This is a genomic window from uncultured Gordonia sp. (genome assembly GCF_937858515.1).
GTDB lineage: Bacteria > Actinomycetota > Actinomycetes > Mycobacteriales > Mycobacteriaceae > Gordonia.
In genome coordinates, this window is the sequence record NZ_CALLZT010000050.1 from 1 (window position 1) to 15,637 (window position 15,637).

A 15,637-nucleotide genomic window follows, 5' to 3' on the forward strand; every position below is an offset into this window, starting at 1 on the left:
CGATCAGACTCAGGCTTCACCCAACCAGCACGCGGCACACCACCAGACTACACCCTCAACGACCTTAACTGAACGGTATTGGCCCTAGACACCGGCCTCTACAGATCACCAGCGACACCCCTGACCGCCACCCGGTGGTTGTCAGGGGTGTCGCTCTATTTCGGCGTGACACGTCCCCGATGTAGTCACTACTACATCCAACATCAATAGGGTAGTGTTCACTACATGTCGTTCGCCTCCCTGGTCTCCGAGCACCTCGCCGGGCTTTCCCCGGCGGAAGCACGCGTGGCGATGTTCATGGCCGACCACCCGCACAGCGTCGGACATCTGTCCGCGGCCCGCCTCGCCGAAGCGGCCGACGCGAGCGATGCCACCGTGATCCGCACCGTACGTAAACTCGGCTTCGACGGTCTGGCCGCACTCCGCGAGGCGCTCGCCGCCGAACTCTCGCTCTCCGGCCGCCTGGAGGCCTCCCTGGGCAACGGGCGGCAGGTGGGCACGATGCGGCTGATCGGCGAACGCGCCGACGCCGTACGCGCCCTCCCCGGGCGGATCGTCGAGGACTCCCTGCTCAAGGCAGTCGACATCGCGAGCAAGGCCAAACGCGTCTGCGTCGTCGGTTTCGGTCCGGGCGGCTTCCTCGCCGGTTACGCCGCCCACCAATTCCGGCGGGCAGGGATTCCGGCCACGGCGATGACCGCCACCGGTCAGGGTTTCGCCGACGAGCTGAGCCGGCTCACCGAGGGCGACGCGGTGGTGGCGATGGCCTATGACCGCACGCGCGAGGTCGATGTCCTGCTCGACCAGGCAGTCACATTCGCCATCCCCGTGATCCAGTTGACCGAGGACGCCCTGACAGCGGACCCCCGGGCCACGGTCGTACTGGGGGCCGGCCGCGGTGAACCGACGCACTCACCCACCCACGCGACGACGATCATCGTTCTCGAGTCGCTCGTGCTGGCTGTCGCGGCCCGGCACGCCAAACGCGCCGACCGCGCGACCAAACTGCTCTCCGACCTCCGTGGACGCCTTACCGGTAGTCAGAATCCCGGATCCATCGCCGATGTCGACACACCGACTACTGGGCGGTGAATGGCAAAGATCATCACCTTTCGACATTCATCGCGGCAACACCACCGCTGATTGTTTCCGGATCGACGCGACGATTGCGTCGACCATTTTGTCCATCATTTCCGGATTTCAGTATGGTCGGGACCGACCGCCCTGCGATTGCTCCGGTCGCCAGGATTCTCGTCGGCAATTCCCGAGAATCTCCGGCAGAGTACATCAGCGCGAGCGCCGGTCTGCGATGGCATCCTGGGCGACCTGCGCCAGGAACTGCGCGCCGGCACCGATGATGTCATCGTTGAATTCGTAGGCCGCATTGTGCACCGGCCCGCGATCCTCCGTGATCGGCCCATTGCCGATGAACGCGTACGCCCCCGGGATTCGTTCTAGGAAGAACGAAAAATCTTCCGCAGCAAGGATTCCTGATGTGTTGGGATCGACCTTGTCAGGCCCTGCGACACCCGTGGCCACGCGTGCGGCGCGCGCGGCACACTCCGGATCGTTCACCGTGCACGGATAGCGGCGCTCGTAGGTCAGATCGATGCTCACCCCGTGCGCAGCGGCCACCGAATCGCACATCTGGCCGACGATACCCTCGATCCGGTCACGGGCTTCGGCGCTCAGACACCGGGCGGTACCACGCAGGACGGCCTTGGGCGGCAGCACGTTGTTGGTGTCTCCCGCAAGGAACTGTGTGATCGAAACAACCGCCGGCACAAAGGGATCCAGCCGGCGCGACACGATCGTCTGCAGCTGGCCGACCAGACTCGATCCCGCCACGATCACATCTCCCGTGTGGTGCGGCGCCATCGCGTGCGCGCCGTCGGCGGTGATGGTGATCTCCAGGTGATCGAACGAGGCGAGCTGAGTGCCCGGGCGGACCGCGAAGTGCCCGGCGGGAATGCCGGGTATGTTGTGCAGTCCGTAGATCTCCTCAATTCCGAAGCGGTCGATCACGCCGTCGTCGAGCATGGCGACGGCGCCGGCCGCACCCTCCTCCGCCGGCTGGAACACCAGGACCACCGATCCGGCCAATTCCTCTGTACTGCTCAGGATTTCAGCCGCACCCAGCAGCATCGCCACATGGCCGTCGTGGCCACACGCGTGCATGATGCCGGGATTGGCCGACGCGTGCGCCCGGCCGGAGATCTCGTGGATCGGCAGCGCGTCCATGTCGGCGCGCAGCCCCACCACCGGCCCGCGGGACCGATCTCCGACGATCCCGACGACGCCGGTTCCGCCAAAGCCGGTGTGTACGTCGATTCCGAGTTCACGAAGATAGTCCGCGACCAGTCCGGCCGTCCTGACCTCTTGAAAGGCAAGTTCGGGATGGGCATGGATATCGCGCCGAACGACCGTCAGACGTTCCAGGGTTTGAGAATTCAACAAGGCCATACCAAACACTCTCACAAATCTCCGAATAAGTGGGGATTAAGGGTTAGGCAACGCTAATTCCGGGTGTACGATGTGCTCCATGAGTCTTCGCCGCAACCGGATCTCTGTGTTCACGGCAGCGTTGCTGTGCGCGGTGACCACGGGCATCGTCCATTCCCCCGTCGCCTCGGCCACGCCGGGATCGCCCGTAACCGGAGCGGGCTGGTCATTTCGCGTCTCATCGGTACCGGCGGGCGTCAACAGCGGCGGCGAGCTCGCCTTCGACGCCACCCGCCGCGCCCTGTTCATCACCGACAACGACTTCGTGATGAGCACCAAGGGCGGTACCGACGTCTCGTTCGATCCCCACGTGGTCCGGCCCAAGGTCACCGTGTTCAGCATCGACAAACGCCGCCCGGTACGCTCGATCGACTTCACGCCCCAGCCGTGGGGCATGATGCCCGTCGGCAACGCCCCGATCATCCCCACCCCGCAGGTACCCGACGGCATCTCGCTCGACACCAAACGGGGTCAGTTGGTGGTCAGCAACTCACATGCCAACGGCATCACGGTCGTCGGCATGAAGGCCACCACCACCAGCGCAGCGAACCTCATCGCCGTGCCCAACACGCACCCGATGGGCAGCGTCGTCGACACCGCGGCGGGCCGGGCGTACGTGGCACTCAACAACGCGGCCCGTGTGGCCGTCGTCAGCACCGTCACCGGGCGCAAGATCTCCGAGATCGGGGGCATCAAGTGGCCGTCGTTCGTCGACCTCGACGCCAAGCGGCACCGTCTGTACGTGGGCAATGCCGACTACCTGACCAAGAAGACCAACTACCTCACCGTGGTTGACACCCGCACCGACAAGATCGTCAAGCGCATCGCGACACCGTCGAACACGCGACCCAAGGTCGACCCGGCCACCGGCCGCGTGTTCGCCGCGAGCTTCGACACCGGCAAGATCGTCGTGATCGACCCGGATTCGCTGACCATCATCAAGACCGTGCAGACGCATTCCTCACCCAACAAGCTGGCGATCGACGCGCAACGCCGGCTCGTCTACACCGCCGACCTCCAGAAGCGGACCATCACCGTTCTCGACGCGGACACCGCGAAGGTCGTCGCCACCGTGCCCACCAACGCCCCCGTGCACACCATCGCGGTCGACCCGAGAACCGGTGCGGTGTACGGCACCCAGCACCAGTCGGGCCGGCTGACGATCCTGTCGGTCGCCCGAGCCCACTGACTCTGCGACCCTGTTCGCCCCCGGTGACAACGAAAGCCACTGATTCTCCATGACGACTGGTTCACGATGACGTCCGCACCCGCCGCCTCGCCCGGCTCCCAACAACTCACCCCCGCCCAGACCGCGCTGTGGTTCGGGCAGCAGCAGGTCCCAGATTCGGCGGTCTACCAATGCGCGGAGCGTATCGACATCCGCGGGGATCTCGACGTCGGCGCATTCGGTGAGGTGCTCACGCGGTGCCTCGCGGCCGTACCGTCACTCAACGCGGAGTATTCGTCCGGACCGGACGGACCGAGGCAACGACCCCGTGCGCGTGCGCACCGGCTGCAATTCCTCGACGTCAGCGCCACCACGGACCCCGCCAAGCAGTGCGATCACGAGATCGCCGAGTTCATGTCGGATACGCACTCGTCTTCGGAAGCGATCGCCGGCGACCGGCTCAGCGCTCAGCTCCTCATCGAGGTGTCCACCTCGCATCACGTCTGGGTGCAGCGGATCCACCACCTGTGTGTGGACGGCTATTCCTTCGCGACCCTGCTGCGCTGGGTGGCCGCCTCCTATGCCGCCACGATCACCGGCGCCCCCCTGCCCGATGCACCGTTCGCCGCGCCCACCGCGCAGACGGCTCCCGCCCACGACGGTGGCAGCGACTTCTGGCGCGACTACTGCGCGGGCGAGTCACGTCCGCAGAGCCTCGTCGAGGCACCGCCGACCGTGGCCGTCGACCATGCCCGCAGGGTGTCCCGGCGGCTGCCTGCCCGGACCCGGCCCGGCACGCACGGCTGGGCCGAAGCGGTCATCGGAGCCGTCGCCGTGTATACAGCGGCGCTGTCGGCCGGTACCGAGGCCGTCATCGGCATGCCGTGGGCCAATCGGCGACTGGGGGCGCCGCCCACCATCGAACCCGCGGTCAACATCCTTCCGCTGCGGATCGCCGTCCGGCCCACCGAGACGGTAGGCGCACTTCTCGACGCAGTGAGCGCCGAAGTCCGTTCCGTCCGGCCGCATTCGGCCTACCGGGCCGAACGCCTTCGGCGCGACCTCGATGCCGTCGGCACCGACGCGGTGATCTACGGGCCGGTGGTGAACGTCAAGTTCTTCACGCCCGTTCTGGCGTTCGGCGCGGCCACCGGCACCATAACCAACATCAGCATGGGACCGGTCGACGACATCACCTTCACGGCGTCACCGCAGCAGGACGGTGGTCTGGTTCTGGAGGTCGAGACCAATCCGCATCGCTACGGCGCCGCAGACACCGAACGTCACGCCGATCGGGTCCTCGCCGTAGTCGCCGCGCTGGTGGGCTCCGACGCCGCCACTTCGCTCGGTGCCGTCGCGGTATCCGCACCGACCGATGTCGACGCGCAGATCGAGCGGTTCAACGACACCACCGTCGACTACGACGACGCCACGCTCACCGAACTCCTCGACGCCGCGGCGCGCACCCATCGCGGCCGGACCGCCCTCGAATGGGGTTCACGGACTCTGACCTACACCGAATTCCACACCGCCGCCACCGACCTCGCCGAAACGCTGGCCGCCCTCGGCGCCGGACCGAACAAGGTTGTGGCGCTGCGGATGCCGCGCGCACCGGAGATGGTGGTGGCCATCCACGCCACCATCAAGGCCGGCGCCACCTACCTGCCCATCGATCCGGAGCTGCCCGACGAACGCATCGCCTCGATCCGGGGTGACGCCCGGCCAGTGGCCGAGCTGACCCTCCCGGATCCGGAATCGGATGCATCCGGCGTATCCCGTTGGGAATGGGAGGATCTCGCGCTCACGGTCGCCTCCTACGGCCACACCGGCAGTACGGAACTGCAAGCGCCCGCACCCGCCGATTCGTCGTACATGATCTTCACCTCCGGCTCCACCGGCCTGCCCAAGGGCACCATCATCGAGCACCGCAGCATCGTCAACCGGCTGCGCTGGATGGATGCGGTGTTCTCGATGACTCCCGACGATCGCGTGCTGCAGAAGACGCCGTACTCGTTCGACGTGTCGGTATGGGAGTTCTTCTGGCCGTTGCTCACCGGCGCCCGCCTCGTGGTGGCGCCGGCCGGCGCCGAACGCGACAGCGCGCACATCGCCCGCGAGATCGTCGACCACGGGGTCACGGTGTGCCATTTCGTGCCGTCGGCGCTGGCCGCGTTCCTCACCGAGCCCGCCGCCCGCGATACCTCGTCGCTGCGGCTGGTGGTGTGTTCCGGCGAGGCCCTGCCGGCCGAGGTCCTGGTGCAGGCCGGGCGGGTCTTTCCCCGCAGCGTCGGCACCGGCGAGAACATTGTCTACAACCTGTACGGACCGACCGAGGCCGCCGTCGACATCACCTGGTGGTACCCCGGCGACGACTGGGACCGGACGTCGGTGCCCATCGGGCTGCCGGTGCACAACAGCGCGGTGTACGTGCTCGACGATGCGCTGCGCCCCCTCCCGCTCGGCTACGTCGGTGAGCTCTATCTGGCTGGTGTGCAGTTGGCCCGCGGCTACCTGTGCCGCAGTCCGCTGACCGCAACCCGGTTCGTGGCCAATCCGTTTCGTCCCGGCGAACGTATGTACGCCACAGGCGATCTCGCGCGCAGGCGCCCGGATGGTGTGATCGAGTACATCGGCCGCGTCGATGACCAGGTCAAGATCCGCGGCCGGCGCATCGAACTCGGCGAGGTGGCCACCGCGCTGTCGGAAGTACCGGGCGTGGCGCATGCGGTGGTGATCGTCCGCGGCCGTGGACCATCGGCGCTGTTGCTCGGCTACCTCGTCGCCGAGCCGGGGGGTGGCGTCGACACCTTCGAGGTGCGCGCACAACTCGCTCATCGGCTGCCGTCCTACATGCTGCCCGACGCCCTTGAGGTGATCGACGCGATCCCGATGACCCGCAACGGCAAACTCGACCGCAAGAGGCTGCCCGAACCGACCTTCGGTACTGGCGAGATCACCAGTCCCGCAACACCACTGGAGATGACGCTGGCCGGGGTGTTCGCGGAGGTCCTCGACCGTGATGCGGTATCGGTGACCGACAGCTTCTTCGATCTCGGCGGCAATTCGCTGTCGGCGACGCGGCTGGCCTCCCGGGTGGGTGAGGTGCTCAATCAGGACGTGTCCGTCTCCGATGTGTTCGCCGCGCCCTCGGTCACCCTGCTCGCGCAGCGGGTCAGCGGGGAGTCGACGGTAGACCCGTTCGGCCGACTGCTGACACTGCGGCCCGCAGGCAACGACGCGCCGATCTTCTGCGTCCATCCGGCGGGCGGGCTCGGCTGGTGCTACTCGGGGTTGCTGTCGGTGCTCGATCGCACCGGCGGTGTGTACGCACTGCAGGCCGACGGTCTCGACGGCGGACCGCTGCCGGGCAGCCTGCGCGAGGTCGCCGAAACCTACCTCGATGCCATGGAATCGGTTGCGCCACAAGGACCTATCCGCCTGTTGGGCTGGTCGGTGGGCGGGGTGATCGCCCACGAGATGGCAGCGCTGGCCCGCGGCCGGGGCCGCGATGTCAGTCTGCTCGCCCTGATGGATGCCTATCCGAGTGAGTTGTGGGCGGCGCAGCCGCCGCCGTCCCCGGAGGAGGTGCGCCGCGCGTTCCTCATCATGGCGGGTATCGACGAGGCGGATCTCGACTCCGACGACGCGCTCCTCGGAGCGTTGCGTGAGGCCAATACGGCGTTCGGCGGGCTGTCCGCGGATCGGGTGCGGGCGATCGCGAAGGTCGTCGCGCATTTCGCCGAACTCATGCGCACACACACCACATCGACATTCGACGGTGATGCAATCCTGTTCCGCGCCACCGAGAATGCCCAGGATTTTCTGGACCCCGACGCCTGGCGCGGTCATGTGAGCGGGAAGTTCCGGCAGATCGACTTCGCCACAGCACATCCGGGCATGATCCGGCCCGCCGCACTCGCCCGGATCGCGCAGGCCGTCAACGGTGAAACCGTTGCCTGAACGAGTCACTGCCGACGATTTGCGTGATCGGATCATTGACCCGGCGGGCGCCGACCACACTGAACTGACCGGCCTGATCAGCACGCACGGCACCCCGGTGCTCACCGACGATCCGCTCGACCCGACCCGCCAACGAGTTCTGTTCACGTGGTGGCCGGACCGGTCTCCCGCGCTGAGTGACGGTAAAGAGCTTGCGGGCGTGTATGTCTGGGTCAACCGCCTCACCGACAAGAAGCACGCCGACGCCGGGCTGATGGAACGTGTCCCCGGCACCGATGTGTGGTTCGCCGAGATCTCGGTCCCCCGCGACACCATGGCCGGATACCGCATCTACCCGTTCGCCGCCGACGGTCCCGGCGTGACCGACGGGAAAGTCGAGTACTCGCGCGCGGTAGTCTCCCACGCCCTCGTCGATACTCGAAACCAGCTGGTGCGCAACAGATCACCGTTCGGGTCGGTCGCCCGGTGCGCGGCAGCGCCCGGTTTGGACGACTGGATCGGGCCGCACGAGGCGGTCATCACCGACACCGTCGGCGAGGTACCCGTCGACGGTGGCCCCCCGATCCGGTACCGGCTGAGCGTTCCGGACACCACCGGCCCCACCCCGATCAACCTCCTGATCACCTTCGACGCCGAGAAGTGGTGCGACCGATACCAACTCGCGCACGTGCTGGACGATCTGCATCGCCGCGGCTCGCTCACCGAACGCTACGCCGTGCTCGGCATCTACTCCCCCGCCGGCAGCGGTGACCGGCTGCGCTTCCTCGGCGGCGACCGCACCATGCTCGATGCTCTCGCCGGCACCCTGCTCACCGACGTGCGCAACCATCTGCCGGCGCCACCGCCGCGCACCGTCGTCACCGGTCAAAGCCTCGGCGGTCTGGCTGCTCTCGCTTTCGGCGCCTGGCACCCCGAAGCCGCCGACCGGATCCTCGCGTACTCCCCGTCAGTCTGGTTCCGGCCGGGTCTGCACGCCCGGCCCGCCGACGTCAGCGGCCGACAGGAATGGATTCACGAGCAACTGCGCGATGCCGGGCGGTCGGGTGCCACACTGCCCCGGCTGACCATGGCGGTCGGCGATTTCGAAGAAGAACTCGCACCCAATGTGGCCGAGGCCGCCGGTACCGCGGACAACTGCGGTTTCCCGATCACGTTCCGCACCTATTCCGGCGGTCACGACGACTGCTGGTGGGCGGCAATGCTTCTCGACGATCTCGCGGCCGACACCCGTCGAGATACCCTGCCCGACGACACCGACACAGGATGTTAGCCGATGCGTACCCGAATGATCCGATTCTTCACCCTCATCGCCGCCGCGCTACTCATGCTCGCGACGGTCACCGCCTGCGGCGATGAAGACTCGGGTGCCGGCCCGTCCGGACCGGCACGCGAGTACACCGACGCCCGCGGTGTCACTGTCGACATCCCACAGAACCCCGGCAAGATCGTCACCCTCGCCGAGGGTGCCCTCGATGCGGCACTGGCGCTCGGTGTGATCCCCGTCGGCACCACCAGTGCACGTGGGCAGACCAAAGCCCCGGCCTACCTCGGCGCACAGGCTTCCGAGATCCCCATCGTGGCCACCCCACGCGGCCCGAATCTGCAGCAGATCCTCAAGGCCCGGCCCGATCTGATCCTGGTGGACGACACCACCGCATCGCGCAACTCGCTCGACGAGCTGGCCAAGATCGCGCCGACGCTACTGGTCGCCAAGTACGCCGAAGGGTGGGAGAAGTACTTCAAGGCAGTCGCCGACGTCCTCGGCAAGCCCGGCGAGTACACCAAGGTAACGGGCGAGATCACCACCGAGATCGGCAAGGTCAAGCAGCAGGTGACGACCAAGCAGGTGAACGGCCGTGCCCCTACCGCGAGCATCGTCCGGTGGGCCGCCGACGGCCCGACCATCGTCGGCGGCAACTCGATGTCGAGCTGGGTACTCACGCAGGTCGGCTTCACCCGGCCCGCCGCGCAAGAGAAGATCAACTCGCAGGGCCGTTCCGGCGACAAGGTCAGTCTCGAGAATCTCGACCTGATCGACGCCGACTACCTGTTCTTCGGTGTGCTGGCCGGCAAGGAGAAGGCCGCCGAGGAACTGTCGGCCGCACGTAAACTCCCCGGTTTCGGCACGCTCGGCGCCAACCGTTCGGGCAACGTGTTTCCCGTCGACGGCGTGCCGTGGACCAGCGGTTCCGGTCCGCTCGGCGTCAAGTCCGTACTGGCCGAGGTTGCCGCCGCGGCCGGGTGACATCACATGTCTCGCACCGCGACGGCGATTCGGCGAATCGAACCCCTTACAGCTATCCTGAACCGGTTGTTTGCAATATGAAAGGCCGATAATGTCCGCACGTGTCCGCATCTGTTCCGCTGTCCTCGGCACCGGTATGCTCCTCACCGGCGGATCGGCGCTGACCTCAGCTCCCGCCACCGCCGCCACCAGCTACAAGAACTGTGCCGCCATGAACAAGGACTACCCGCACGGCGTCGGCAAGCCCCGTGCCGTCGACAGGACTACCCGCACCCCGGTCACCGATTTCACCGTCGACGCCGACCTGTACAAGGCGAATACCAAGCGTGATCGCGACCGAGACGGAATCGCCTGCGAGAAGGCCTGATCCCACACGCGCGCCGGGGCTCTGGGCGTTGGAACCCGGGAGTGTGCACATCGCAGCGGCCCCGATCCACCCGCGACACCCGGCCGGGCATCAGGCCCTGCGCGCAGTGACCTGCCAATTGTTCATCGAGTGTCGCGTCCCAGCCGATCGGGTCGAGCACTTGCAGGACGTACTGAACCTCGTCGGATATCGCCCCCGGTGAGCGCCGACTACAGCTGGCTGACCTGCACCGACATTCCCGGATCGGAAGCGACGGTGAGCGGGGACGGCTGCGCCCCGCCGGCGATAACATGCGCACCAAGGGTGGCGATCATGACCCCGTTGTCGGTACATAGCCGCGGTTTGGGTACCCGCAGGGTGATACCTGCTGCGGCGCAACGCTCTTCGGCGAGCGAGCGAATCCGTGAATTGGCCGTGGCCCCGCCGCCGAGCACGAGGGTGTCGACGTCGAGATCGGTACAGGCGCGGATCGCCTTCATCGTCAGTACGTCGGCGACGGCCTCCTGGAACGATGCCGCCACATCGGCGAGCGAAACCTCGACACCGTCTCGGGCAGACTTTTCAACATAGCGCGCCACCGCGGTCTTCAGTCCGCTGAAGGAGAAGTCGTATCGGGCATCCCGAGGTCCGGTCATCCCGCGCGGGAACGCGATCGCCTTCGGATCTCCGTGCACCGCAAGATGATCGAGCGCGGGTCCGCCCGGGTAGCCGAGGTCGAGCAACCGGGCCACCTTGTCGAACGCCTCTCCGGCCGCATCGTCGACAGTGGTGCCGAGTTCGGCGATGGGCCGGGCCAGATCGGTCACATGCAGCAGATGGGTATGGCCGCCGGAGACCAGCAATGCCACGCACTCGGGCATCGGACCATGTTCGAGGGTGTCGACCGCGACGTGCCCGCCGAGATGGTTCATGGCATACAGCGGCACGTCCCAGGCGAGCGAATACGCCTTGGCCGCTGCGACTCCCACCAGGAGCGCACCTGCCAGGCCGGGGCCGATGGTGACGGCGATGGCATCGGGACGATCGATCCCGGAGGCCTCGCGGGCTCGCCGCATCGTCGGCACGATGGCCTCCAGGTGGGCGCGGGAGGCGATTTCGGGTACGACTCCGCCGAACCGGGCATGCTGATCGACGCTGGAGGCGACCTCGTCGGCGAGCAACTCGGCGGCGCCGTCGGCCCACCGGACGATACCGACTCCTGTTTCATCGCAGGAACTTTCGATTCCCAGGACGATCATCGTGGGTCCTCCTCAGGCCGCAGGGTCTCGGTCCGGGCCCGCCGGATCATGGTGTACGCATCGGCACCGGACGGCTGATAGTAGCCGCGGCGGATGCCCGCGGTGGTGAAGCCGTTTCGCTCGTACAGACTGATCGCGGTGTCGTTGTCGGTGCGCACTTCCAGGAACACGGGCGCATCCGCGTCGTCGGCGACGGTCAGCATCGCCCGCAGCAGTGCCAGCCCATAGCCTCGTCCGCGTCGTTCGGGATCGACTGCGATGGTGTGGATCTCGCTTTCGTAGGCGCCCGGGCCGCCGAGCATCGAGATTCCCGCGTAGCCCATCGCCTCACCGCCCGGTGTGTCTCTGGCGGCGAAGTAGGTGTTGTAGGGGGCCTTCATCTCGGTACGGAACGCCGACTGCGGCCATGGTGAATCCCCGGCGAACATCGCCATCTCAAGCTCGGCGCACCGCGGCACGTCGGCGAGGGTCAGCTCGTCGATGATCGGCCGATCCTGCGTCACCGGAGCGCAGCCTTGGCCGGACGTTGCCGCTCAACTGCGTCGGGTCGCCGAAGATAGAGCGGCACAATGGGTTCAGGAGACGAGCCGGACAGGACCGCGGCAGCGGCCGCAGTGGCGAGACCGAAAACGGTTGGAACGGAAGGAGCCTCGGCGTTGACGACAAGTCCGACTGCCTCGATATGTACCGGCGAGCCGGCAGCGACGTCCACTCCGGTAACAGCGGCGGTCACCGACGCCGGGGCGGCGACCTCTGGGCCTGCCGTCCTGTTTCCGGATTCGTATCGCGCCCAATAGACTTCGCGCCTACGGGCATCGCTGATAACCGCAACCGTGGTGACGTCCGGCCGATCATGGCACACCTGCGCGGCTAGTGCGTCGAGCGAGCACACTCCGTAGGCGGGCAGCCCGAGCGCGTCGGCGAAGGCAGCGGCTGTGGCCATCCCGACCCGCAGACCGGTGAAGGGGCCGGGACCGCAACCGACCACGACGGCCGCGAGATCGCCTCGGCCGACACCGGATTCGTCGAGAACCTCCCCCATCTGGGTGGTCAGCAGCTCCGCGTGCCTGCGATGATCGGAGATCGACCGCTGCGCAAGCACATTCACCCCCGACGCGGTAATGGTCGCGACCCCGGTCACGACGGAATCGGTGGCCGTGTCGATGACGAGAACATTCTTGCCGGCAACGTCAGTCATGGTAAACCCATCCCCATTGCGCATGGCGCACTTCGGAATCCGGATCGCGGCGCAACCGGACCAGCAGGTGCCGGTCCGCCAGGACCTCGGCCACCCCCTCACCCCATTCGACGACCACCACGTCGTCGGTCAGGTCGGTGTCGAGGTCGAGGGCGTCGAGTTCATCCAGACCACCGAGCCGGTACGCGTCCACGTGCACCATCCCCGGCCTCCCCGGGCCACCCGACCGGTGTTCGCGGGCGATGATGAATGTCGGCGACGACACGCGCCCGAGCACACCCAGCCCGGCACCGATCCCGCGCGCGAGCGCCGTCTTACCCGCGCCCAGCGGACCGTCGAGAATCACCACATCACCGGCGGCAAGACCCGAGGACAGTTCGCGCCCAAGGGATTCTGTGTCGGCGACATCGGGCAGATCCCTGCTGTGCCATTGGGTGGCGGGCGCGGTCACTTCTGGCCTCGCAGCCAGCGGCGCCGCCGGGGCGGCGGCAACGCCACCCGGCGCCGCTCGACGAGGTCGACGATCGCCTCGGTGACCAGTTCGGGACGTTCCATCTGCACCATATGCCCGGCGTCCTGCGCCACCACCAACCGCGACTCGGATCCGAGGTCGGCGTACATGCGCACCGAATTGGGCAGCGGGGTGAGCTGATCGGCGCTGCCGCCCACCACCACACTCGGCACCTGCGCGAGAACGGGGAACGCGGTCGACTCGTCGTGGTCCTCAAGCGCGTACAGGAAGTTCACGAGCGTCTCCAGCGGCGTGTTCTGGATGATCTTCTCCACCGCCCGGCCCGCGGCGCGACTGTGGAAACCGGGACCGAAACTGGCCGCGACCAGTACCGGTTCCAATGACGATCGGGTGATGCCGCGGCCCGCCTGCACCAGCCGGGGCGCACGGCGCACCGACGCACGGAACGCGTCGACCACCGGGTTGCGCAGCCCCTGGCCGAGGCCGGCTTCGGTGATACCTCGTGGCGCGGTGGCCACGAGCGCCACCCCGGACACGATGCCGTCGGGTCCGAACAGGTACGAGTGCCGGCGCGCGAGCGCCATGAGCGACATACCGCCCATCGAATGTCCCACCAGCACAACGGTTCCCGTGGTGCTCGACTTCGGTGGCCAGCGTCTGCGGGTGATCGTGCCGGGCGTGATGGTGCGAATCACCGCGGCCGTGTCGTCGGCGAGCTGGGCGATCGTGCATGTCTCGGCCGGAGCGCGGTCACTTTTGCCGTGCCCACGGTGGTCGAAGAACACCATCCGGATCCGCCTGCCGGCCCAGCGTTCGGCCAACTGGAATCGCTGGAAATGCCAGCTCGCCATGCGCAGCGTGAACCCGTGTACGAACAGCACCGTCACTTCGGGTTCGGCGTCGACGTCGCTGTCCCACAGGTCGACGGTCCGCACCGCCAGCGCCAGCCCGTCGTCGGTGACCACCGACGACGCCTGATCGTCGTAGATCGCCTTGAAGTCCTCGTCGGCGTACGGGTCCGGGCCGGTGGCCTTTTCCCGGCGGGTCACCCGCCTGGCCCCCCCCCCCGCCCCCTGTTTGCCCAGGGTCCCCAGGTGCGGCACACCCGCGAGCAGCACGGACCGTTCCTTGGGCTCCGAGGTTTGCGCAGCCTTCGCGGTTCGCGCCGCCTTCGCGGTTTTCGCGGCCTTGGACACTCTCTCGATGGGACCCATCACGCCTCCCCGCCGACGTAGCGGCGTACGGTCCGGCCACGGATGGCCGACAGTATCTCGTAGTCGATGGTGTCGGTGGCGTCGGCCCAATCCGCTGCGGTCGACCCGCCGGCGTGGCCGCGTCCGAACAGTTCGGCCAGATCGCCTTCGGCGACTCCACCGCCGTCGGGCCCGAGATCGATGACGAACTGATCCATACAGACTCGGCCCACTGCCGGGAACCGTCGGCCGTTCACCAGCACCTCGAACCTGCCGGACAGGGTGCGCGGCACGCCGTCGGCGTAACCGGCCGGTACCACCGCGACGACGGTGTCCTGCGGGGCCACCCAGGTGTGCGAATACGACACCCCCTGCCCCCGCGCGACCCGCTTGACCAGCGAGATCTCGCCGGTCAGCGTCATCACCGGGATCAGGCCGAAGTCGCCACGACCGGGCAGCGGAGTCCGCCCGTACAGCGCAATTCCCGGGCGCACCAGGTCGCGCGACAGATCGGGCCGCACCAGCGCGGCCGGCGAGTTGGCCAGGTGCATGATCTGCGGCGGCGCGCCGAGCCGGGCCAGGTCTGCTGCGGCGGCATCGAGACTGTCGGCCTGCTGTGAGTTGAGCGGATGGTCGGGTTCGTCGCCGCGGACCAGATGCGTCATGATCGCCCGCAGCATGATCGATTCCTCGGCGTGTGCCTTGGCCAGGGCAACCGCCATCGAATCCCATTCGTCGACGGCCACGCCACTGCGGTTGAGGCCGGTGTCCACTTTGACGGTGGCCGTGGCGGTGATCCCGGCTTCACGCGCGGCGTCCACGACGGCGGCGAGCTGCCGGGGCGAGGACACCGCGATGTCGATATCGGCGGCGACCGCCGCGGCGAAGTCGGTGCTCGGGGTGTGCAGCCACGAGGTGATGTGGGCGTCGATCCCCGCCTGCCGCAGTGCCAGCGCCTCGGTGACGTGCGCCACGCCCAGTTCCTCGGCACCTGCCGCGAGTGCCGCGCGCGCCACCGGGACGGCTCCGTGGCCGTACGCATCCGCCTTCACAACGGCGATCACACCGGTGCCCGAGGTCTCCCGCAGCACCCCGATGTTATGCGCGAGAGCATCGAGGTCGATGGTGGCGGTGAGGGCAGCGGCGCTCGGATTGGCAGTCATCGCCGACCAGTATCCCAGACGCCCCGGCCACCGATGGTGGATGTGGCGGCGCATTCGAGTAGTCGCGCCGATCCCACAGCGCACCGGCCTGCGTGACCGGTGATACATGCGGTCCAAACCTGGTGGTCGGC

At 67.5% G+C, this 15,637-nt stretch carries 13 protein-coding genes; 6 read left to right on the forward strand and 7 right to left on the reverse strand.

The features are described 5' to 3' along the window. Window positions 1-225: 225 nt before the first annotated feature. On the forward strand, window positions 226-1,092 hold the full coding sequence (locus tag Q0627_RS03745) for a MurR/RpiR family transcriptional regulator (protein WP_291018365.1): 867 nt from the start codon (window positions 226-228) through the stop codon (window positions 1,090-1,092). 195 nt (window positions 1,093-1,287) lie between these two features. Here the strand turns inward: Q0627_RS03745 and Q0627_RS03750 are convergent, their stop codons facing one another. Then, window positions 1,288-2,463 carry an amidohydrolase gene (locus Q0627_RS03750; protein ID WP_291018368.1) on the reverse strand — a complete coding sequence of 392 codons (1,176 nt, stop codon included), beginning with the start codon at window positions 2,461-2,463 and terminating at the stop codon, window positions 1,288-1,290. A gap of 79 nt (window positions 2,464-2,542) precedes the next feature. On the opposite strand from Q0627_RS03750, the gene Q0627_RS03755 reads away from it, so the two are divergent. From Q0627_RS03755 to Q0627_RS03775, 5 genes are all read left to right on the forward strand, one after another. Continuing rightward, window positions 2,543-3,691, forward strand: a complete 1,149-nt coding sequence (locus Q0627_RS03755; RefSeq protein ID WP_291018371.1) for a YncE family protein — start codon at window positions 2,543-2,545, stop codon at window positions 3,689-3,691. 66 nt (window positions 3,692-3,757) lie between these two features. Then, window positions 3,758-7,630 carry an amino acid adenylation domain-containing protein gene (locus tag Q0627_RS03760; RefSeq protein WP_291018374.1) on the forward strand — a complete coding sequence of 1,291 codons (3,873 nt, stop codon included), beginning with the start codon at window positions 3,758-3,760 and terminating at the stop codon, window positions 7,628-7,630. Next, entirely contained in the window at window positions 7,623-8,900 is a 1,278-nt protein-coding gene (locus tag Q0627_RS03765; protein ID WP_291018376.1) for an enterochelin esterase domain-containing protein, read from the forward strand. The genes Q0627_RS03760 and Q0627_RS03765 overlap by 8 nt, the downstream gene beginning before the upstream one ends. A gap of 3 nt (window positions 8,901-8,903) precedes the next feature. Beyond that, complete coding sequence (locus Q0627_RS03770) at window positions 8,904-9,875, forward strand: ABC transporter substrate-binding protein (protein WP_291018378.1); 972 nt, start codon at window positions 8,904-8,906, stop codon at window positions 9,873-9,875. A gap of 136 nt (window positions 9,876-10,011) precedes the next feature. Beyond that, complete coding sequence (locus Q0627_RS03775; RefSeq protein WP_291018417.1) at window positions 10,012-10,242, forward strand: excalibur calcium-binding domain-containing protein; 231 nt, start codon at window positions 10,012-10,014, stop codon at window positions 10,240-10,242. A 209-nt stretch (window positions 10,243-10,451) separates the two neighbouring features. Here Q0627_RS03775 and tsaD read toward each other — a convergent pair whose 3' ends face one another. The 6 genes from tsaD to alr are packed head-to-tail and all read right to left on the reverse strand — an operon-like array spanning window position 10,452 to window position 15,506. After that, window positions 10,452-11,480 (reverse strand): tRNA (adenosine(37)-N6)-threonylcarbamoyltransferase complex transferase subunit TsaD, encoded by a 1,029-nt coding sequence (gene tsaD, locus Q0627_RS03780; RefSeq protein WP_291018380.1) that lies wholly within the window; start codon window positions 11,478-11,480, stop codon window positions 10,452-10,454. Further along, window positions 11,477-11,983, reverse strand: a complete 507-nt coding sequence (gene rimI / locus Q0627_RS03785; protein ID WP_291018384.1) for a ribosomal protein S18-alanine N-acetyltransferase — start codon at window positions 11,981-11,983, stop codon at window positions 11,477-11,479. The genes tsaD and rimI overlap by 4 nt, the downstream gene beginning before the upstream one ends. Beyond that, complete coding sequence (gene tsaB, locus Q0627_RS03790; protein ID WP_291018387.1) at window positions 11,980-12,678, reverse strand: tRNA (adenosine(37)-N6)-threonylcarbamoyltransferase complex dimerization subunit type 1 TsaB; 699 nt, start codon at window positions 12,676-12,678, stop codon at window positions 11,980-11,982. The genes rimI and tsaB overlap by 4 nt, the downstream gene beginning before the upstream one ends. Next, complete coding sequence (gene tsaE, locus Q0627_RS03795) at window positions 12,671-13,129, reverse strand: tRNA (adenosine(37)-N6)-threonylcarbamoyltransferase complex ATPase subunit type 1 TsaE (RefSeq protein WP_291018390.1); 459 nt, start codon at window positions 13,127-13,129, stop codon at window positions 12,671-12,673. The genes tsaB and tsaE overlap by 8 nt, the downstream gene beginning before the upstream one ends. After that, complete coding sequence (locus Q0627_RS03800) at window positions 13,126-14,355, reverse strand: alpha/beta fold hydrolase (protein ID WP_298807781.1); 1,230 nt, start codon at window positions 14,353-14,355, stop codon at window positions 13,126-13,128. Before Q0627_RS03800 ends, tsaE begins: the two co-directional genes overlap by 4 nt. Window positions 14,356-14,363: 8 nt before the next feature. Continuing rightward, the gene (gene alr / locus Q0627_RS03805) at window positions 14,364-15,506 is read right to left on the reverse strand and encodes an alanine racemase (RefSeq protein ID WP_291018393.1); all 1,143 of its coding nucleotides are present in this window, start codon (window positions 15,504-15,506) and stop codon (window positions 14,364-14,366) included. Window positions 15,507-15,637 lie beyond the last annotated feature (131 nt).